The 19,349-nt window shown below is 48.4% G+C and carries 15 protein-coding genes; 8 read left to right on the plus strand and 7 right to left on the minus strand.

Annotation, left to right across the window (positions count from 1 at the left end; all coding sequences use genetic code 11):
• Window positions 1–49: 49 nt before the first annotated feature.
• Window positions 50–1,543 carry a lysine--tRNA ligase gene (gene lysS, locus ABVT36_RS11940; RefSeq protein ID WP_368456783.1) on the plus strand — a complete coding sequence of 498 codons (1,494 nt, stop codon included), beginning with the start codon at window positions 50–52 and terminating at the stop codon, window positions 1,541–1,543.
• Window positions 1,544–2,270: 727 nt separating this feature from the next.
• Here the strand turns inward: lysS and ABVT36_RS11945 are convergent.
• The 3 genes from ABVT36_RS11945 to ABVT36_RS11955 all read right to left on the minus strand — a co-directional run bounded on the left by ABVT36_RS11945 (window position 2,271) and on the right by ABVT36_RS11955 (window position 5,996).
• Window positions 2,271–3,497 carry a M20/M25/M40 family metallo-hydrolase gene (locus tag ABVT36_RS11945; protein WP_368456784.1) on the minus strand — a complete coding sequence of 409 codons (1,227 nt, stop codon included), beginning with the start codon at window positions 3,495–3,497 and terminating at the stop codon, window positions 2,271–2,273.
• A 749-nt stretch (window positions 3,498–4,246) separates the two neighbouring features.
• Window positions 4,247–4,864 (minus strand): cytochrome b/b6 domain-containing protein, encoded by a 618-nt coding sequence (locus ABVT36_RS11950; RefSeq protein ID WP_368456785.1) that lies wholly within the window; start codon window positions 4,862–4,864, stop codon window positions 4,247–4,249.
• A gap of 637 nt (window positions 4,865–5,501) precedes the next feature.
• Window positions 5,502–5,996, minus strand: a complete 495-nt coding sequence (locus ABVT36_RS11955) for a lactoylglutathione lyase family protein (protein WP_367150161.1) — start codon at window positions 5,994–5,996, stop codon at window positions 5,502–5,504.
• Between ABVT36_RS11955 and ABVT36_RS11960 the strand changes: the two genes are divergently transcribed.
• On the plus strand, window positions 5,969–6,382 hold the full coding sequence (locus ABVT36_RS11960; protein WP_368456786.1) for a hypothetical protein: 414 nt from the start codon (window positions 5,969–5,971) through the stop codon (window positions 6,380–6,382). The two genes, ABVT36_RS11955 and ABVT36_RS11960, sit on opposite strands and share 28 nt — an antisense overlap.
• A gap of 26 nt (window positions 6,383–6,408) precedes the next feature.
• Window positions 6,409–7,077 carry a flavodoxin family protein gene (locus ABVT36_RS11965; protein ID WP_368456787.1) on the plus strand — a complete coding sequence of 223 codons (669 nt, stop codon included), beginning with the start codon at window positions 6,409–6,411 and terminating at the stop codon, window positions 7,075–7,077.
• 244 nt (window positions 7,078–7,321) lie between these two features.
• Here the strand turns inward: ABVT36_RS11965 and ABVT36_RS11970 are convergent, their stop codons facing one another.
• From ABVT36_RS11970 to ABVT36_RS11980, 3 genes are all read right to left on the minus strand, one after another.
• On the minus strand, window positions 7,322–7,861 hold the full coding sequence (locus tag ABVT36_RS11970) for a Dps family protein (protein WP_368456789.1): 540 nt from the start codon (window positions 7,859–7,861) through the stop codon (window positions 7,322–7,324).
• A gap of 525 nt (window positions 7,862–8,386) precedes the next feature.
• Window positions 8,387–9,010 (minus strand): MarC family protein, encoded by a 624-nt coding sequence (locus ABVT36_RS11975; RefSeq protein ID WP_368456790.1) that lies wholly within the window; start codon window positions 9,008–9,010, stop codon window positions 8,387–8,389.
• A 147-nt stretch (window positions 9,011–9,157) separates the two neighbouring features.
• On the minus strand, window positions 9,158–10,126 hold the full coding sequence (locus tag ABVT36_RS11980) for an IS30 family transposase (protein WP_368456791.1): 969 nt from the start codon (window positions 10,124–10,126) through the stop codon (window positions 9,158–9,160).
• Window positions 10,127–11,359: 1,233 nt separating this feature from the next.
• Between ABVT36_RS11980 and ABVT36_RS11985 the strand changes: the two genes are divergently transcribed.
• The 3 genes from ABVT36_RS11985 (at window position 11,360) to ABVT36_RS11995 (ending at window position 16,542) form a co-directional block, all read left to right on the plus strand.
• Window positions 11,360–11,962: an RNA polymerase sigma factor gene (locus ABVT36_RS11985; protein ID WP_368456792.1), complete on the plus strand. Its 603-nt coding sequence runs from the start codon at window positions 11,360–11,362 to the stop codon at window positions 11,960–11,962.
• On the plus strand, window positions 11,955–13,004 hold the full coding sequence (locus ABVT36_RS11990; RefSeq protein WP_368456793.1) for a FecR family protein: 1,050 nt from the start codon (window positions 11,955–11,957) through the stop codon (window positions 13,002–13,004). The genes ABVT36_RS11985 and ABVT36_RS11990 overlap by 8 nt, the downstream gene beginning before the upstream one ends.
• Before the next feature lie 583 nt (window positions 13,005–13,587).
• Complete coding sequence (locus tag ABVT36_RS11995; RefSeq protein WP_368456794.1) at window positions 13,588–16,542, plus strand: TonB-dependent receptor; 2,955 nt, start codon at window positions 13,588–13,590, stop codon at window positions 16,540–16,542.
• Between the two features lie 408 nt (window positions 16,543–16,950).
• Here ABVT36_RS11995 and ABVT36_RS12000 read toward each other — a convergent pair whose 3' ends face one another.
• A complete protein-coding gene (locus ABVT36_RS12000; RefSeq protein ID WP_368456795.1) occupies window positions 16,951–17,628 on the minus strand; it encodes a hypothetical protein in 678 nt (225 codons plus the stop codon).
• A 370-nt stretch (window positions 17,629–17,998) separates the two neighbouring features.
• Here ABVT36_RS12000 and ABVT36_RS12005 point away from each other — a divergent pair, with 370 nt between their 5' ends.
• On the plus strand, window positions 17,999–18,271 hold the full coding sequence (locus ABVT36_RS12005) for a hypothetical protein (protein WP_368456796.1): 273 nt from the start codon (window positions 17,999–18,001) through the stop codon (window positions 18,269–18,271).
• Between the two features lie 11 nt (window positions 18,272–18,282).
• The gene (locus tag ABVT36_RS12010; protein WP_368456797.1) at window positions 18,283–18,654 is read left to right on the plus strand and encodes a hypothetical protein; all 372 of its coding nucleotides are present in this window, start codon (window positions 18,283–18,285) and stop codon (window positions 18,652–18,654) included.
• Window positions 18,655–19,349: the final 695 nt, after the last annotated feature.

Consider the following 19,349-nt stretch of genomic DNA (forward strand, 5'->3'; position numbering starts at 1 on the left):
GGCCCTCGCGTGAAAGAGAGGGCTGAAAACTCGCAAGCGAAAAAGCGCTATGACCGATACCCATACCCAGCAAGATGAAAACAAACTGATAGCCGAGCGCCGGACCAAATTGTCGGCCCTGCGGGAGAAAGGCAATCCCTTTCCAAATGCCTTTCGTCGCGAAAACTTAGCGGCGGAACTGCAAACGGAATTTGGGGAAAAATCCAAGGAGGAGTTGCAGGAACTGGGCAAAGAGGTCTGTGTCGCTGGGCGCATTCTCGCCAAACGGGGCCCCTTTATGGTGATCCAGGATGTGAGCGGGCGCATCCAGCTGTACGCAGACAAGGCGGCACAAAAGGAGATCAAAGAGCGTCACGGTGCCTGGGATATCGGTGATATTGTCGGCGTGCGCGGCCAGTTGCACAAATCCGGTAAAGGCGACCTCTATGTCACTTGCGAAGATTATCAGTTGCTGACCAAGGCGTTGCGTCCCCTGCCGGAAAAGTTTCACGGTGTTGCCGATCAGGAATTGCGTTACCGCCAGCGTTATGTGGACTTGATAGCCACGCCGGAATCCCGTGAAGTTTTTCGCCTGCGTTCAATGATCATTGACTATATCCGCCAGTTTTTGAATCAGCACCATTTTATGGAGGTGGAGACGCCTATGCTGCAGGTGATTCCGGGTGGCGCTACGGCACGTCCGTTTATCACCCACCACAATGCGCTGGACATCGATATGTACCTGCGCATTGCACCAGAGCTGTACCTGAAGCGCCTGGTTGTGGGCGGTTTCGAGCGCGTCTATGAGATCAACCGGAACTTTCGCAACGAGGGCCTCTCCACCCGCCATAATCCCGAATTCACCATGTTGGAGTTTTACCAGGCCTACGCCGATTACAATGACCTGATGGACCTTACGGAGGAAATGCTGCGCGGGATCTGTGAGGACGTGCTGGGCAGTGCCTCCGTTGAATACCAGGGAAGTTGCTATGACTTCGCCAAGCCGTTTGCGCGCTTGTCCGTGTTCGATTCCATCCTGCGGTACAACCCCGGCTTAAACCCGGGGGATATTGATAACCTGCAGAGTGCCAGCGCGGTCGCGGAAAAGCTTGGAATTCCGCTGAAAAGCAGCTGGGGACTGGGCAAAATACAGATCGAAATCTTTGAAAAAACTGTGGAACACCGCCTCGATCAACCCACGTTTATCACCGAGTATCCGACCGAGGTTTCGCCCCTGGCAAGGCGCAATGATGAGAATCCATTCGTCACTGACCGCTTTGAGTTCTTTGTCGGCGGCCGGGAAATTGCTAACGGCTTTTCCGAATTGAACGATGCGGAGGACCAGGCGGAACGCTTCAAGGCCCAGGTCGCGGAGAAGGAGGCCGGTGATGACGAAGCCATGCACTACGATGCCGACTATATTCGCGCACTGGAATACGGTTTGCCGCCGACGGCCGGTGAAGGTATCGGTATCGACCGCCTGGTGATGTTGCTGACTGACTCGCCCTCCATCCGCGATGTGCTGTTGTTTCCACATATGCGGCCGGAAACGATGGAAATATGACCCTTGGTCAGACAGTTACAGATTATTCACCGGACTGCCAACCCGGCAATCCAGTAAATGACCCTTCCGCGACTGGATTGCCGCCCCCAACATCCATCTACGTCAGTCGGCTAGGAACCTGTCGGTCCGGGGACTTAAGGGCCCAGGTAGCAGATACCTGGGAAGGCCTGTTGGCGAATTTAATGCTTTGGCCGAGAGCGACGTATCTATAGGTTTTAAAGCCGGATAGTGCAGGCAAATGATCGCATGGATTATCGGGCTCTGGTATTCCCAGTGGCCAATTTTTGCGCTGTTCCTGTCGATAGATTGGCTATAGGCCGGCAGCTCTGATCGCCATAGTAGTCGTCGAAATAGTTACACTCCTCACAACGGATTGAGACATACCTCTCTGTGGCAAAGAATCTATGGATCAAGGTAACAATGGTTTGCATCTTCCCCTCCAGCTAAATGCATTTGCAGCATAGTAGCGAGGGGAAGTCGGGGGCTGAAATAGTCTTTTTTATTCCAATAGATAGAAACAGGCTATTGATTGATTTTTCGTGATAGGTATAAGGCGGTTTGGACACTTCGGGCCCCGGGAAGGCTTGTAGGGTCCAAAAAAGCGGGGTCGCTAGGGGAGGGCCGTCACTGGGAGGTAACGCCATCCAGGGCTGTGAGGTAAGCGGTGGACTGCACACCTTCAACAGCGGCAGTCCCCGTAGATCAAGCTGCTGAAAACTGACTCAGTTTACCAGGCACTGGAATGCCGGCTGCCGCCGATACTGCCCTTGGCCAGCTCCGCAACGTAAGCTGCCGCCAACTTGCCGAACTTGACTGAATGGTTGGCATTTCCCCCACTATTGGCCAGGGTGTCATTGATGGTATGGATGTAGCGGTTGTAGCCACTATTGTCAGCTTCAAACGGGTAGGATACGACAAAACCCTGATTGTGCCAGGACGCGTGATCTGAGCAGGCGTAACCACAGTTGACGTTACCGACACTTAGATGACTTTGGTAAGTCTGCACCAGATCTCTGAGAAAGGTATTTTGGGCACTGTTGGTATAGTCGATCGTCATGTAAATGTCGCTGTTGGAGCCAAAGTAGTTGGTCATATCCAGCTGCAAGACCCCCACCACGTTGCTGCCCTGGCTCCGGTAGTTACTGGCGATAGCGGCAGATCCTCTCAGACCCACCTCTTCAGCCGCATACCCCATAAACTTGAGGGTTTTGTCCGGCCGATAGCCTGTTGCCACTATGGCGTTGATGACATCGGTCAGCGTCGCGATTCCCGAGGCATCGTCGTCGGCTCCGGGGGCCCGGGTTCCCTCCCCGGTGCCAAACCCAGCCGTGGAATCCAGATGTGCGCCCAGCACGACTATCTCGTCCGGCTGCACCTGCCCCTGAATGGTGAGGATCACCGAAGGTTGCGCCCAGCTGTGGCCATAGAGCTGCACTGAGGCATCGCTGCGGGAACTGGTCAACAACTGCCACTTATCCCTGATCCACTGTGCGCCGGCAACGCCGGTCGAAGTGGTGTAATAACGGTTGGTAAAGTTTGCAAGCGACTGTATGGTAGCGCGGATATTTGCCTCTGTGATCTGGCTTTGCAATGCGCTGACAGTAGCAGAGTTGTCTATCGTATAACTCGCGAGCCGGTTGGCCGCGGTGGGTGGCGGAGAAAGCTGCGCTGCCTGGGCCTCCGCAAGGGATTGATGCACCATAAAACCACCACAGCGATTGTGACTCTTGTGCATGATTGTGGAAATGCCGGACAGGTTGCTTTCGTCCACTTTGAGTATTGTAATGCCATTGCGTTCTCCATGAGCCTCCAGCGCCTGCCGGGCTATAAATTCAGGCTTTTCCCTAAGAGTCTGGTAACCGTCGCTACCGATGGTTATCCATAGTTCCTGCGCCAATAATGCTGCGGGGGTTACAAAAGAAACTACTAGCAGTGTACAAATTATTTTTTTCATTACTCTCTCCAGTGTAAAAGTTACTCCCTACGCAAATCGTTGTTTTTAAAACTACCCAGATTGGATAACGCCTGTAAAAACTGACAAAACAGCGATACAAGACATCAAAAAAATTTAAATAATAATAAGCTGGACAAATTTAGAGGTTCGACCTGAAACAAAGCTATTCTTTTGGCCATCCAGATTTATTTTTATTATTTAAACGCTTGGCCGCGTTGGGAAATAAGCTAGTGTTGGCCATCCGGTTGGCTGGCAGGGCAAACACTAGCATAGCTGAAATAAGACTGAAACAATACGGGTTTGGTTTGTGATATAATTGTCAGAACTTTTCCTAATTAAAATTTCGATATACTCATACAGAATCGCATATGAATATACAGCAACCAGTAAGAAGCTGTTTTCTCCTTCAAATTGAATGGTAAAAAGAAAGAATAGACACGCCCAAGAACTGATCTCTATCGACTCCTGCTATAAAAAATAGAGAGCAGTAGGAAGTTTGAATTTTACACTTAGAAAATCAACGCTTCTGCACAGTTTTTCACTCATACAGAGAATACTATTATCGCTGACTGTATTAATTAGTTGGAAAGTTTTAATTGATTAAAGTTAATCAAATCAAGAGTAACAGTTAAAATTTTTACTCGCAGTTAGCATTTGTAGTTTATATTGTCAGATAAAAACAGTAAATATAAAATTTGAAAAAATTTTTTCAAATTTCAAAGTTTTTAGTCTTTACTACTTTCCATTTACTAGGATGGGGTGTCAATAGCATCTCTCTTCAGATAGCTTGAGGTTATATGAATTACCCCTAGTAGTCCGTGGCCAACAATATAAGCCTCAATTAACCCGGTTAACACCTCGTGAATTTCTCTGAATGTATCAGAAAAAGACACATCATTAAGCCAAAGGACAAACCAAATGCAACCAGAGGTGGCAACACATAGGATTGCGCCGAAACCAAGGCCCTGGACTATTGCAGCTAAACCTCCCGGAGCGGATTCAGGTAACTCAGCTTTCTTTAACCTGTTTACATCTGATTTCAGCTGGTGGAAATTACCACTAATATAAGGAAAAAAATAAAGGAAGCCTCGTCTTTTCAATTCTACGGTGACAAAAATAAAAGATAACCCCAGAACCAGCAGGCCGACACCTATATGAAGCCAGGTGGAAACATACTCAACTAAATTCTGACCAATGGTCCCATCGGCGTGGATTTCCATAAAATTACTGATCACTATCTGTAAAATTACCAAAACTATTAAAGAAAAATGTAGGTATTTGGTAACAGGTGAAAATTTACTGTCAAAATAACTGCCAACAAACCTAAACATGCAAATCAATCTCATTTTCAGTAAATAAAAGGTCATTTAACAAGATAGCTAATCTCATGATTGGGCAATTGTACAGCTTGGGCTTGATGAAATAAATAGAATTAATTCCTACAATTCGATAATTGGTATTATAAAAACGCGCCAATCGCTTTGAGCTTAAATTATTTATCCAATCTGGCGGGTCAATTTTTCAATGCTTCATTTAACCCTGGGAACGGTAGGTATTGCATGTCTTGGCTTCCTCAGAAAAATACGTGTTTTTAAAATATCTGAAGGACCAGTAATATCAATCAATTTGGGGAAACTGGATCTAATTTTATACCGTGAAAGGAAGTATTTATCGTATAGCTGGTTGTCGAACTGCAGCCCTAATTTCTTTTTGTATGATTTTGTATTACCGTGCAATAGATTTTTAAGAAGATTCGCGATAAAAATTCGTGACCCGACAGGATAAAAATTTGTACTGTTGCCACCTTGCAGATTATATTCCTTCAGACTTGAGGACTGACTCCCAAATATAGTAATTATAGCGGAATGTCATGACTGTAATATAGATTCAGACCGGCTGAACAAAATATTCAGCAATGTGCGTCTTCAATCATCATGTCGCATACCGTTAGGACGATAAAGACATCTATATGAACTACGAGTGGCAATTTGAAAATCGATTACTCTAATAGGCGCCCTGAGAATAGGTGAGTTCATAGCTATGCGAATACACTTCAAAGATCAAGCCAAAAGGGTCCTCCACATAGCACATTCTATAGGGTTTTTCCCCGGGATAATATTCCCGGATCGGCATCCGCTGTTTACCTCCATGAGCCACTATAGATTCCACCAGTGTTTCTATATCCGGGTCCTGGATACAAAAATGAAAGGTGCTCGTTTTCCAATACTCAAATGCTTCCGGCTTCTCGTTATTCAAAAATTCAAACATTTCGATGCCGATTTTATCACCGGTTGACATATGGGCAATCCTGAAGGACTTCCAGCCAGTACCGAATACATCAATGCACATCTTTCCTATTGCTGTCTTATTTTCCTCGTCGATAACAGTGGGCTTCATGATCAAATACCAACCCATTACCTGGCTGTAGAAGTCAACAGCTCTATCCACATCGGGAACGGAGATACCTATATGTGAAAAAGTCCTCGGGTAGCTGCCCATGGTGTCTCTCCCTGATAAAAATAAAACCTGCCGGGTTGGCACTTCCTTTAAACATAAATAGTGGATATTCCCGCCTTAAAAAGCGCTCACAAGCCAACGCTATTTTTAACGCTAATGGAACCGATTCATCTATTTTATACCCTGGTCGAAATATTGCATTGCTTTGGGTAAATAAATATTTAAATCCATATTTGTCTAAGGCAATATATTGCTCAAAGATTGACCAGCCCTTTGCGGACAATTTAGCTTCTGCGGCCGTCATTGTGAAAATTGGTGGTATTAGCTGTCAGGTAGTTGACTGGCCTGGGCGATTCGAAGAAGTTCCATTGACAAAACACTTCAATATATCGAATCATCCTTATCAAACGAGAGCCCATAGCAAGTGACTTTCATTCAATCCAGGGAGGAGTCTGTGAAACTCAAGGCGCTATTTATCAACTGTACCCTCAAAAAATCTCCGGAAACTTCAAATACAGAGGCGCTAATCAACAAAGTCGCAGATCTCATGACGCCAATGGGCGTTGAGTGTGAGACGCTCCGCCTGGTCGACTACAGAATTGAGTATGGCGTTGAATCCGACATGGGGAACGGAGATGAATGGCCCAGGATTTATGACAAGATCAAGCAAGCCGACATACTGGTGCCGTCGATGCCCATATGGATGGGCGTCAGGGCATCGCCTTGCCAGCTAATGTGTGAACGCTTGGATGGCTCCTACCGGGATCTTGATCCCAAAACTGGCCAGTATCCACTGTATGGCAAGGTGGTGGGTGTTATCGTTACCGGGAATGAGGATGGCGCTCACGATTGTTGCGCCACCACACTCTACAATTTCACCCACTACGGATGTACAGTTCCGCCAAATGCCGATTGCTATTGGGTCGGTGATGCCGGGCCGGGGCCAAGTTATATCGAGCAGGGGCAGGGACATCTCTATACAAATCGCACAGCTCGCTTTCTTGCGAGCAGTACCGTTTGGATGGCCAGGATGCTCAAACAGCATGGGCCGATCGAAACCAATCTGATTCAACTTACCGAAGAGGCGCAAAAGGTTAGTACAGACACTGCACCAGCAGGCTGAAACTGGGGGGCAGGCCAGATGTCTTGATAGGCCTGGGGAGGCGCGGGGGAACTGGCTGTACCTATGTCACCTGACGCCAGGCAATGGTCAATATACTGCCTACTTTGCAGCATAATACCGTCTAAGGGTTTGGGCTACCCTTATCTAATCCGGTATCTTTCCACTTGACAGCGCTAATTTCTCTGAATTGACCATAATTCCGTCGTATGGATATGCTTGTGACACTCAGGGGGTAACGTCAGGCCTAATGTCGGACCGAGCCAGGGCTGCGGCTTGCCTCGAACAAAAACCAGGTACGTCTTTCGGCCTGATCGATAAATTCCTCCAGTAGGCTGGTGGTTGCCACATCGTGTTGATCGCTGCAGAGTTTGTGTACCTCGCGCATGCGAGCGATCATTGCCTGATTGTCCTCGCGCAATTCTGCCAGCATATCCTGTGGATCCACATACTCAGCGTCGTTATCAGAAGAGCGCTGTAGTTTGGCGATATGGCCAATAGAGCGAAGCGTAGAGCCACCCAGCTTGCGTACCCGCTCGGCTAATATGTCGGTCATACCAAAAATTTCATCCGCTTGTTCATCAAACAGCAGGTGGTAATCGCGGAAGTGCGGACCGCTTACATGCCAATGAAAATTCTTGGTTTTGATAAACAGGGCGAAAGTATCAGCCAGCAGTAAATTGACAGCAGCGCTAATATCAATGCGAGCGCTTTCGCCTAAATCGGTCGGAGTATTCAGCAGAGCATGCTCTTTGGTGCGCAGTGCTTCTATTGCCGTCTTCCTCATGGCAAACCTCACAGGAACAGCGATCAGGGATGGAAACCGTATGGCAGAAATAGATGCCACCTAGGCTCAAGATTAGACGCAAGTGACCTGACTGGCCATTCAGTAGCCATTGCCGGCTCCCAAGCTGGACTAAAAGTGTTGTGCATGACCAGACTTCACTCCTCTAGTCTCTAAATTTCTGCGGTTACTTGACTTAGACGGCAATTATCACCGGATTCATAATCAGGACCAGCAGTAGGGATAGGGGAGTCCTATGAATATACAATAGAGAGGCAGGTTTAGTACTGCCGTTTCGCTAGCGGCGAGCCTCCTAAACCACAAGCGCTCTATTATACATTGGTACATTACTTGACCTGGCAATGCTAAGGATGGTCTTCAACGAATGAAATGTCACTCCTGAAAGCTCGTGCAATGACATGGAATTACTTCTATTCAGTGACTCGTGCGGAGTTCATTCGGGGGCGGCTTACCCTTGTGCACCATTAACGCCGAATTTATTTGCCGAGTCACTAGTACTGCAAAAGATTAATTTAGAAGTGGACTGTGCATTGCAGCCTGTACACCTACGATCATCATCTGCACACCAATTACCGCCAAAATCAGCCCCATCAGGCGAGTAATAATGTCAAGACCACTCTTGCCAACGATTGATAAAATCTTGGAACTAGAAATAAAGCAGAAAAAAGTAATAACGCATAAAATTGCAAATACAACGATCGTTACAATAGCCTCTGCCCAACCCCCTGCTGCCGAATAGCTCATTGCTGTGGCTATAGTGCCCGGACCGGCCAGAAGGGGTACGGCCATAGGTGATACAGCAATATCAGAATTTTCATCGCTTTGAGACGTATGCAATTTTGAATTTGCCCCCTGGAGCATATGATATCCCACCAGGAAAACTATAACTCCTCCCGCTATACGTAGTGCCGGGAGAGTGATGCCAAATAAGTGGAAAATAGATTTTCCAAGGAGAGCAAACAATAAAATAATAATAAACGTGATTGTTAACGCCTTTAGCGCAATTTTAGTCTTTTCCAGTTTATTTCTATCACCGCTAAGGCCCGCAAATACAGTCGTATTTGCTATAGGATTCATAATTGCGAAAAATGCCATAAAAACTACGATGGCATGTTTTATTAATAGGCTCATACATCTTCACTCTATCCAAAATAAGCGATTCTTTAATACTGGTTGCGCTCGCAATTATCCCAATCTTTATTAGATATGTAAAGTCGGGTTAACGTTAAGAATCTAATAATATCCAGCTTGCGGTTTCAAGTAATAACTGCAATTTCGTTACGTAGCGAGTAAATCTGCTCGATGCCCCATCAATAGTTCGTTTGGCGATCGACAACCCCTCGTCTTTCTCGGATGGTCGCTGAGTCGATTCATCACCGCTTGCACCTCTTCATCCGTGACTTCATTGAAGTCGGTGCCTTTAGGAAAATACTGTCGGATTAGGCCGTTGGTATTTTCGTTGATCCCACGCTCCCAGGAAGCATACGGATGAGCGAAGTAGACATCGGCACCAAGTCCATCGCCAATTTTCCCGTGTTCCGAAAACTCCAAACCGTTATCAAAGGTAATGGTTTTGACCTTAGATTTCAGGGCCTTCATGGCCACGATAGCCGCCTCTGCAACTAAGTCTGCCCGCTTGCCGGTTAACCGGGTGATCACTGTATGCAGCGTTTTGCGCTCTACCATGGTAAACAATGCGCTTTTGCGCCCCTTACCCATGACGGTATCGCCCTCCCAGTCACCGACTCGGCAACGACTATCAACTACCCCTGGACGATCATCGATATCTACTCGGTTTTTGATCTGCCCACGCCGGTCATAATGGCCATAGCGTTTTCGGTAGGGCCTGGAGAGAACTCGTAAATGTTTGTAAAGGTCGCCACCCTCAGCCTTATCAGCGTAAACAATTTGATAAATCGTCTCATGGTGCAACGACACCTGCTTGTGTCTCAATAAGTAGCCCGCTACTTGTTGAGGGCTCAGCTCCTGGCGAAGCAGCTTCTCTATCCAGTCTCTCACTTCATCGGTCACTTTGATCGCTTTATGGGCCGTCGTTCTGCGATTATTACTGAACCGCTGCGCCTGTGCGGGTCTGTAACCTCGTAAACCGCAGTTGCGCTTCAATTCTCTACTAATCGTTGAAGGTGAGCGCCCCAACAAAGCAGCGATCTCTTTCTGGCTATGTTCTGCTTTCAATAATACGTAAATCTGGTATCTTTCTTCTTCGTTCAGTCGGTGGTAACTCATCAGTGCTTCGTCTCTTGGTCGGGAGAAGCGCGGAGTCTACCAGCTGGCCCCTCTCCCTATCCAATTGCACTTATTATCCGAAACCGCGACTCATAAAATCCGTGCTCTTGCTGAATTAAATACAAATGGCGTCAGTTTCGGAGGCATAAGCGACTGGTATCGGAAGTATTGGTTTGATAGAAGTCATGCAGGCATGGCAAGTTTGAATACTTGGTTTATTTACAATAGTTTGGTTGATATTAATCAAAATTTTTCTGCTTTACGAAAGCAAACTATGCCTCCAGAGGCGAAATGCATAATAACGCCTTCTTTTATTGAGGGTACCGTCGTTAATGTGACTTTTCAGGATAACGGTTCTTTTAGTCGAAGTGGTACAGATTCGACGTCTTACAATTGGGTGTTATCAAATGACTCAAGTTTTACTGGTAAGGGTCCTTTTTCATCCACATTTTATGCGCCTTTTCAGAAAAGCTACTCCACACATACAGCTCGGTTAACTGTAACTGACGGCTTTTGAAATAGGGACTACATGACTTGTTCTGTAGTATTGCAGGACAGCGACGGTGGCTGCCGCACTGAACCCTGTTTGGAGCCAATTGAATGAATCTTGGATCAGCCAAATAGCGATTTACATCGGTGCATTTTTTCGTTCCAAGAGGGTGGTTGAAAATATCATCGTATTTCAGCCATCCATCTATCAGCCCTGCCTTCATAGCATTTGTGGTCCAGCTGAGTGCACTGACCCTTGTGGTTTTTATCACTCCTTATCCCGGTTGGCTATTCAGGATACTTACCCTACTCCTTTTCCACATAGTGCACAGCCCTGGTTTCATGGTGCGAGACAGTAATCTCTTGGCCATATAGCAACTCAACTTACAGCAATTTGGTGACAATTTTCTGCGGTTTGTGACGCTTGAGATTCACTCATGACCTACCGTTAACCAATTACAAGGGTGGACAGTTCCATTGGGACAGGGCTCCCCAAAACATATAAAAATCGCTTCTCTATAGCGGAAAACCTCTCTCCATTCGTCTGGACTTACTATAGAGGGGTATTGATCACTAACAGGGCCGAGCATAACTGAATAAGCACCCGGCCGCAGTGATCAGCGACAAATGACTCAAATGACTTTTAACCAAAAAATAGAGTGGATTCGGTTCCAAACACTGAATTTGAAGGGCAAAATTTGAACAATTTGGCAAACCGCTGAATAGTCACGGTGTAAGGGAGAGATGTCAGAAAAAGATACTATAAGCGGTTTATATATCGCACTGCGGGCGACCCTTGTGCGGGCGGTATCGCGTATTGTGCCACCTAAAGAGATAGAGGATATCGTTCAGGAGACCTATGTCAGGGTTTGCCAGGTTAAGCGGGAAGGCGAGATATTGTATCCGCGCTCTTTTTTGCTAAGGACGGCCAGAAACCTGGCGCTGGACTACCTGAAGCGGTCGGAAACACGGATGACCGTAAGCGCTGATGAAGACCCGGAAACAGCCTATAGCCAAACTGACTATTTTTCTGACGAAACCTACGAGCGGGTTGCGTTAGACGAGGAGTTCTCACATTTTTGCGAAGCCGTTCGTCAATTGCCCCTGCGTTGCCGCAGGGTCTTTGTACTCAAGAAAGTCTATGGCTACTCCCAGCGGGAAATAGCAAAAGAATTGAATTTGAGCGAAAGCACTGTAGAAAAACACATTGCCACCGGCATCAAGCGGTGTACCTATTTTATGATGCAGAGAAGTAGTTCTGAGTCAAACAACAATGGCCGCAGTAGACAGTGGCCCCGGGCCTCCACTTCGTCCTCCGTATCGGGCAAGGGAAGCTCACATGAGTAAAGTTGTCTACAAACTGGAAACGCAGCAAGAATGCTACGAACAGGCCAGCCAGTGGATTGCGAAACTGGACAGGGGTTTGAATGTACAAGAAGTTCAAACCCTGAAACAGTGGCTGGCGGGCAGTGGCAAAAATCGCCAGGTACTTTTTAAGATGGCTGAAATCTGGGACAAAATGGACGCACTGTCGCGGTTATCGGAACTCTTTCCCAATATCCATAAGCCCACGGCGGGGGCTTCGCGGCCCTATAGGGCCGTGGCGGCATCCGCACTGGTGGTACTTGCTTTGTTTTGCGCCTGGGCGGCCACCATGGTTGCTGAGCGGTTCACCGAACAGCAACAGGTATTGGCCGCAGTCGTCGACCGAATATACGAAACGGCAATCGGAGAGCATTCCTCGGTTAATTTACCAGACGGTAGCCAACTGGTGCTCAATACCAACAGTCAGGTAAAGGTAAGCTACACCGATCGGCACCGACTGCTGATCCTTGAACGAGGGGAGATTCACGTCCAGGTAGCCCACGATAAGTCTCGCCCCCTCAGCGTGGTTGTTGGAGATAAAGTGGTTCAGGCCGTGGGAACGGCTTTCAATATTGAGATTAACAGTGATCAGAAGATCGAACTGATGGTCACTGATGGAAAGGTTTTGGTTGCTGTCCACGAGCCCCCAGAGGACGATACCATCGGGTTGGTTCCAGAAATTTCGCCAAATTCTTCTGTGATCGTTTCAGAAGGTGAGCAACTGGTGCTTGGGGAAGAAGAAGAAACCATCGAAAAAGTAGACCAAAAAGAAATACAAGTCAAGCTATCATGGCGGGATGGAAATCTTGTTTTTCGCGGAGAGCCCCTGGAAAATGCGGTGGCCGAAATCAGCCGCTATACACAGGTTGAATTTGTTATTCTCGATGAAAAGCTGAAGAAAGTGCGGATTGCCGGCTTGTTTAAGGCTGGTGATGTAAAAGGCTTGCTGTTGACCCTAAGGGAGAATTTCAATATTTCCTATCAACGGGTTGGGGATAGCAAGGTCTTGCTAAGCGCCGAATAGCCTGAATCTGATGTTCTAATACTGTGCGATATGAAGCTTAAGTTTTGTTTGTACATTAACGGCATGGTGGAAAATAATTTCTAGGTCGTCTACTCAAAACGCGAGTTTAAAACGCGTGAAAGAGAATAATAATTTGGCAAGGTTTTTCTGTGTTGGCTTATATATCCTGGTAATGTTGTATTCGGTATTGCCTGCAAGGGCAGCACAAACACATGAAACTATACCTTTCGTTATTCTTGAACAAAGAGCGGACCTGTCGCTGATCGCTTTCGCAGAGCAGGCTGATTTAACGCTAATTTTTCCTTTCGATATCGTCCGGGAAAAAACCACAAACTGTTTGATTGGTTCCTACTCGATCGAAGATGCTGCCCAGGCTTTGCTGTCCGGAACGGGTTTAAGGGCAAAAGTCGAGGGGGACAGGCGGCTCAGTATCGGTATCGATGACGCCCGAGGAGGGGTGAGTTTCATGACATCAGATTTTTGCGCACCGGAAAAAAATAGGATCGCACAAGCGATTCATTCAGCTCGGCCATTCAATCAGGCAGCCCCAATGTGGTGCAGCGCGACCGCGGTCTGCCTGGCTATGGCCTCAGCGTCCGTCCTGGCCCAGAGCGAACCAGAGGGGCCTAACCGCGAGGCTATCGAGGAGATCACTGTCACAGCGCAAAAGATCGAGGAGGGCATCCAGGACGTGCCCATCGCCGTATCGGCCTTTACCGGCGACAGCATGGAGGACTTGAAAATCGAGCGCGGCGACGAACTGGTGCGCGCCGTGCCCAATGTGAATTTTTCCAAGGCCAACTTCAGTACCTACAACTTCTCCATTCGCGGCGTGGGTACCAAGGCCATCTCCGCCAGCACAGACCCGGCGGTGGCAGTGAGTTTTAACAACTCACCCATGATCCGCAACCGCCTCTACGAACAGGAATTCTTCGACGTCCAGCGAGTGGAGGTACTGCGCGGCCCCCAGGGTACCCTCTACGGCCGCAACGCCACCGCTGGCGTGGTCAACATGCTGCCGCAGATGCCGTCGAACGAGTTTGAAGCGGATATCAAGCTGGAAGCTGGCAACTACAACACCCGCCGCAGCAGCGGTATGTTCAACCTGCCTATGGGGGAAAGCCTGGCGCTGCGGGTGTCCGGTGCTATGACCAAACGGGATGGCTATGACTATAACGCCTTTACCGGCAATGATGTTAACGATAGGGATCTCTACTCCACCCGCACAATTCTGGAATGGCAGCCTTCTGAGGCCTTTAGTGCCAACCTGATCTGGCAACACTTCGAGGAAGATGACCAGCGCTCCCGTACCGGTAAACAGCTCTGCACCCGTGATACAGGTCCGGATATGGTTGGCGAAGCCGAGGTGTCGGATAGACTAAGACCACAGTTTAGCCAAGGTTGTTTGCCCGGCTCCCTGTACGACGACGATGCTTTTGGCGCCCCTAATGCCGAAGCTTTGGCTTTTCTTCGCGTTACTACCTTTGGTTTAGGCGGCTTTTTGGGGACTTTGCCGCCAACACCCGACAATCCTTCTTTTACCCTACTTCCGTTTGTCAAACAGATTGATCCCTATAGGAACGTTCAGCAGTCCCGCGATCTGCGCGAGATTGAGACCAGTTACGATCCGGTGTTTCGCGCCGAAAACGATGTGGTGCAGCTGAATCTGGAGCTGGACCTGGGAGAGTCACTGCGGCTCTTTGCCCAGTCCACCTATGCCAAGGACGACTACTATAGTTCCCAGGACTATAACCGGTATCTATCAGCCCCAGTCTTTAACGACTCCGCCCATGAGGGCCTGGTCCGCTTTGTAAGAGGGCAACAGGTACTCTACGAGTTGCCCGGAATAACCCCAGGGGGTGTCTTTACCGACCCTCAACTGGGCCCTTCGGACCGCATGTTGTCGGTGGATATCAGCCGGTCGGACAACAGCCAGTGGAGCCACGAGCTGCGGTTGCAGTCCGCCTTCGACGGTCCATTTAATTTCTCCCTGGGAGCCAATTATCTGGATTTTGAATCCCAGGACGACTACTACGTTTTTAATAATCTCTTTACCCATATCGCTATTGCCATTTATGGCAGCTCAATTAAGGATGAGGAAGGGCGCAACACTCACGGTTCCTGCGATGAAACCACGGAGGGAGAATGTATCTATGTGGACCCCAACCCCTTGGGGCAATTAAACGACGAGGGGCATAACTACTTTCTCAGCCGCAATCTGGTGGAGACCCGCTCCAGCGCCCTGTTTGGTGAAACCTACTGGCAGATGACGGACGCGGTCAAGCTGACCGCCGGCCTGCGTTACACCGAGGACCGCAAGACCGCTACCCCCATCCCCAGTCAGCTGTTACTGGGTACGAGTTTACGTGACGGAATAGTTCATAATGGTGGGGTTTCCGGTGGCAAAGCGCGACGCGGCTACCCCCGTGGGGAAGATATTAAACAGGCGTGGCAGGAGTACACTGGACGCTTGGTGCTTGACTGGCGCACCGAGACCCCTTTCACCGACGAAACCCTGCTTTACACCTCTTTCTCACATGGCTATAAGGGCGGCGGCACCAACCCGCCTCGGGTGGATGTTGATACCTCGATAGTGCAATACCAGCCACTGGCCGGGACATTCGAGCCGGAATTTGTTAACGCCTTCGAGTTTGGGGCCAAAAATACCCTGCTGGATGGCAGTCTGAACCTGAATGCCACCGCCTTCTACTACGATTACAAGGACTACCAGGTTTCGCAGATTGTGGATCGTATTTCCTTTAACGAAAATTTCGATACCGAAACCTGGGGCTTGGAGCTGGAAAGTGCCTGGCAAATCACCCCCAACACCCGTACGGATTTTAATCTGGGCTATTTAAGAACCCGTATCGGCGATGGTGAGGAATCCATTGATGTCATGAATCGCACCCAGGGCAACGCGGACTGGATGGTGGTACGCCCCACCTTGCAGGTACCCTCCAATTGTATTGCGCCACGCCATTTAGTTGAGCAGCTTGTTGCCCAGGATGTGCATGGACTTCATGTGGGCCAGCTTTGCGGTGGTGCGCAACACTATGGCACCTACGGACCATTACCAGACGGGAGCGAGCCGCGTATACGTCTTGATAAGCGGTACGGTGTGGAGCCCTATGTTCCGCTTACCGATGCCCCCAACGGCGGGCGCGGCTTTGCCGCTGATCTGGGCGGTAACGAGCTGCCCAATGCACCGGAGTTCACCGCCAATCTGGGCCTGGAGCATACAATTCCGTGGCGCGATTGGGAGCTGAAGCTGCGTGGAGACTACTATTTCCAGTCGCAGAGTTTTGCGCGGGTGTACAATTCTGAGTACGACCGGTTGAAGTCCTGGCGAAATTTAAATCTATCCGCTACTGTTGCCCAACCGGTATGGGATTTTGAAATGCAGCTCTACGTCAAGAATGTATTCGATGATGCACCTATCACCGACTTCTTTACCAACAGTGACGATACCGGTCTCAGCGCCAATGTATTTACCCTGGACCCACGTGTTGTAGGTTTAAGTTTCTATAAGGGCTTCTAGAAATACTAAACAACTGATTTGTAGGGTGTGCCGTGGCATTATTGCCGCGGCTTTTTTTATTTCCCTGCTCTTCGCAATCACTTCCTGCCAGCTGTGCTCTACACCAATGAGCGGGAATTTCCATTGAGGAGCGGAAAATGCACTGCAATACCAAGTGGCTTTGCAGGGCTTTGCGCTACCTTCCGCTGACCCGGAATACCTGGATACCAATGACCACCATGCACGATTATCCGCTGTGAGGATAGCTTTCGGGACTGGCGAATGCTGGAGCCTTTGTATATTCTATGTGCTCCCTAACCTTAGAGGTTCAAATTATACGGCATTGCAATTATAGGGCACCGGGTTGCTTTTACAGGCGCCCTATACTACAACGTCTCACTTAATGGATAACTAGACCCCTTGTATTCGTTACTGATCCAGTCGGATTTTGTAGTTCAATGCATTACCCCAGATAGGCAGGAAATTGCACGAAGTTGGCCTGAAACCCCAGGACAGGATAGATCGTGCATTGCGTGTCTGACCATTCATTGGGTAGATCGTATTTAAGTTATCATTGGCATTTGCAATGACTGCAAACTGCCAGCTAGGGCTTGTGCCATAAATTTCATTCGCGAGGTGCACACTGTCGTCACCGACTGGTACTAAGCTCCCATTTGTATTTCTAACACAATGCAAAACATATTCACGGCTACCGGGTAAAGGTGCCCCACCAAATCCGAACCTTTGTTTAACTTTTACCGGGCAACCAAACTGGCGACGTTGCGGATCATAACCACAGCAACTCATTTCTTCATAGAAAAGACTTCCGAGTTGTGACACTGAAGCACCACACTGATTTGCAGCCGTCACAAAATCAGAATTATCAGCAGTTTCATTTGCGCAATATGCATAGGTTTGGTACAGAGCAAGCTCCGCGTCCAGTTTGTCATCTACGGGAAGATTAGCTATATTTTCCAGTTCTAGGGCAACCTCTTCTCTTACCTCCGGCCCACAAATAGGCACGGGTACGATTTGTGAGGATACAGTAGGCGATACAGTAATTGACAGCATTAGTAAGGTAAATAAGACAACTTGATGAGTTCTCATTACAAACCCTCCTCTGAAAGTTCAATTAGGCAGAAATTTCTATTTATTTAATTAAAAGAGTTAAGGAAGTGACCAAAAAAGAAACTCTGAAAAGACTCTTGTGCCACCCTGGCAGACTACAGGAAAATAAACTGAGACAAAACCCTATATTAGCAGGCTAATGGAGTAACCTCTATTTCTAGTCAATTTATCTTTCTCCATAATATTCTATGTCGTGTATTTTTCTGTTTGATAAAATTCTCCACATAGATATTTAAATTTCATCCAGTAATGGATTCTGCACTTTTTAAATATCTTTATCTTGGTGATATTTATGCCATTGCCAATTTTATGCACTTAATTCCAAAGCGATTCGGCTTTGCCCTGTGTTATGCGCTCCACGAGCAGTAGTGCCCAAATAATCTGCAGCCGGGAAACCCCGGTCACCGACCGGGACGGTATTGTCTACGAAGCCCAGAACGCCCGGGGTGTCCTGTTGGGCGTACTGCACAAAGACCAGCCGTTGACCTGGGAAACCGTCACCCAGGTGGAGTGCGCCGGCCTGCGCACCGTGTACAAGATCAGTGTGGGCGGAATCAGCTATGCGGCTGGTATCGATCCACAGCACCGGGTGATTACCCACAACCAACCGCACAAGCCCTGAGAGAGGCCATTATGAGCGAACTGCTTTACAGCGCCGCAACCGTCAACAATCTAGTCACCAATCAGTCTACCTACCAGATCGATAACGGCGCTCACGCGGGTCTGATCATCCGGGTCGAACAGACCAAGCAGGAAATCGACTTCGACAACGATGGCGAGATCGACCAGATCAACTACAAAACCAGCGGCGCGGTGATCGACAGTGACAACAACGTACTGGCCACCACCGATGGCACCAGTTATCTGATTCCCGGCAAGGTGGATTCCATTATGGCCAGCGCCGTCGCTGAGAGCACCGTCGACCTGCTGGTGGAAAAAGCCCGCTTTAAAGACGAATGCGTCCACCGGGTGCTGCGCCTGAAAACGGTGCTGGATGCGGCGTAATCCCGGCGTATATACTGGCGCGAAAAGCGAAGGAAGGCTGATAATACAATAGGTGGATTGGGGGCTTTTTTTGAAGCGGTTACGGTTGCAGGCGTGTTTATGGGCGCGGTGCTAGGCTATATCGGCAGAATTATTCTTATGGGGACTACGCATTTCTTCAAAGACCGGGCAAATCAGAAACTGGAATAGACCCGCTACAGGAATGCGCTGCTGATGGCTGTGCTGGATAAGCCCTGGAAGTCCATGGAGAGGTATTCGAGGCCGTACAGGAGTGTCTAACAGACTGGCATCAACTAGGCCGAAAAACCCGAGCGTAGCGGTGGTTTTTGGGTCCCTCTGACTGGCTTTGTTAATTTTAATTGTTGCTGCACTCATTACACTTTCCCGAAAACACCGAATTAAAAAGCTCAAGGTTATTGTAAATAGCTTTGCCGCAATTAGGACACTTGGAGCCAACTATAACGAAATTTAGTAGCGGCACAATTAAGAATAGTAATATTGGCCCGGCAGGAAATACCGACATCAATGCCGACACAGCCGCCATCAGGCCCAGTATGCAGACGATGATTATTCCGAATGCTTTTCTAGGGAACCTCTGAAAAACTGCTTCAGTCTGGCATAATTTACCCCATTTCCAACATACACAGATTCAATCATGAGCCAACTGACCTTCGCCGAAGCCGAATACACTATCA

Source organism: Microbulbifer sp. TYP-18, from assembly GCF_040932045.1.
Lineage (GTDB): Bacteria > Pseudomonadota > Gammaproteobacteria > Pseudomonadales > Cellvibrionaceae > Microbulbifer.

Excerpts from the sequence above, each read along its gene's own strand:
- lysS (WP_368456783.1), top strand. The coding sequence starts at position 50 with ATGACCGATACCCATACCCAGCAAGATGAAAACAAACTGATAGCCGAG.
- ABVT36_RS11945 (WP_368456784.1), bottom strand. The coding sequence starts at position 3,497 with ATGAAAAAAATAATTTGTACACTGCTAGTAGTTTCTTTTGTAACCCCC.
- ABVT36_RS11950 (WP_368456785.1), bottom strand. The coding sequence starts at position 4,864 with ATGACCTTTTATTTACTGAAAATGAGATTGATTTGCATGTTTAGGTTT.
- ABVT36_RS11955 (WP_367150161.1), bottom strand. The coding sequence starts at position 5,996 with ATGGGCAGCTACCCGAGGACTTTTTCACATATAGGTATCTCCGTTCCC.
- ABVT36_RS11970 (WP_368456789.1), bottom strand. The coding sequence starts at position 7,861 with ATGAGGAAGACGGCAATAGAAGCACTGCGCACCAAAGAGCATGCTCTG.
- ABVT36_RS11975 (WP_368456790.1), bottom strand. The coding sequence starts at position 9,010 with ATGAGCCTATTAATAAAACATGCCATCGTAGTTTTTATGGCATTTTTC.
- ABVT36_RS11980 (WP_368456791.1), bottom strand. The coding sequence starts at position 10,126 with ATGAGTTACCACCGACTGAACGAAGAAGAAAGATACCAGATTTACGTA.
- ABVT36_RS11985 (WP_368456792.1), top strand. The coding sequence starts at position 11,360 with ATGTCAGAAAAAGATACTATAAGCGGTTTATATATCGCACTGCGGGCG.
- ABVT36_RS11990 (WP_368456793.1), top strand. The coding sequence starts at position 11,955 with ATGAGTAAAGTTGTCTACAAACTGGAAACGCAGCAAGAATGCTACGAA.
- ABVT36_RS11995 (WP_368456794.1), top strand. The coding sequence starts at position 13,588 with ATGGCCTCAGCGTCCGTCCTGGCCCAGAGCGAACCAGAGGGGCCTAAC.
- ABVT36_RS12000 (WP_368456795.1), bottom strand. The coding sequence starts at position 17,628 with ATGAGAACTCATCAAGTTGTCTTATTTACCTTACTAATGCTGTCAATT.
- ABVT36_RS12005 (WP_368456796.1), top strand. The coding sequence starts at position 17,999 with ATGCGCTCCACGAGCAGTAGTGCCCAAATAATCTGCAGCCGGGAAACC.
- ABVT36_RS12010 (WP_368456797.1), top strand. The coding sequence starts at position 18,283 with ATGAGCGAACTGCTTTACAGCGCCGCAACCGTCAACAATCTAGTCACC.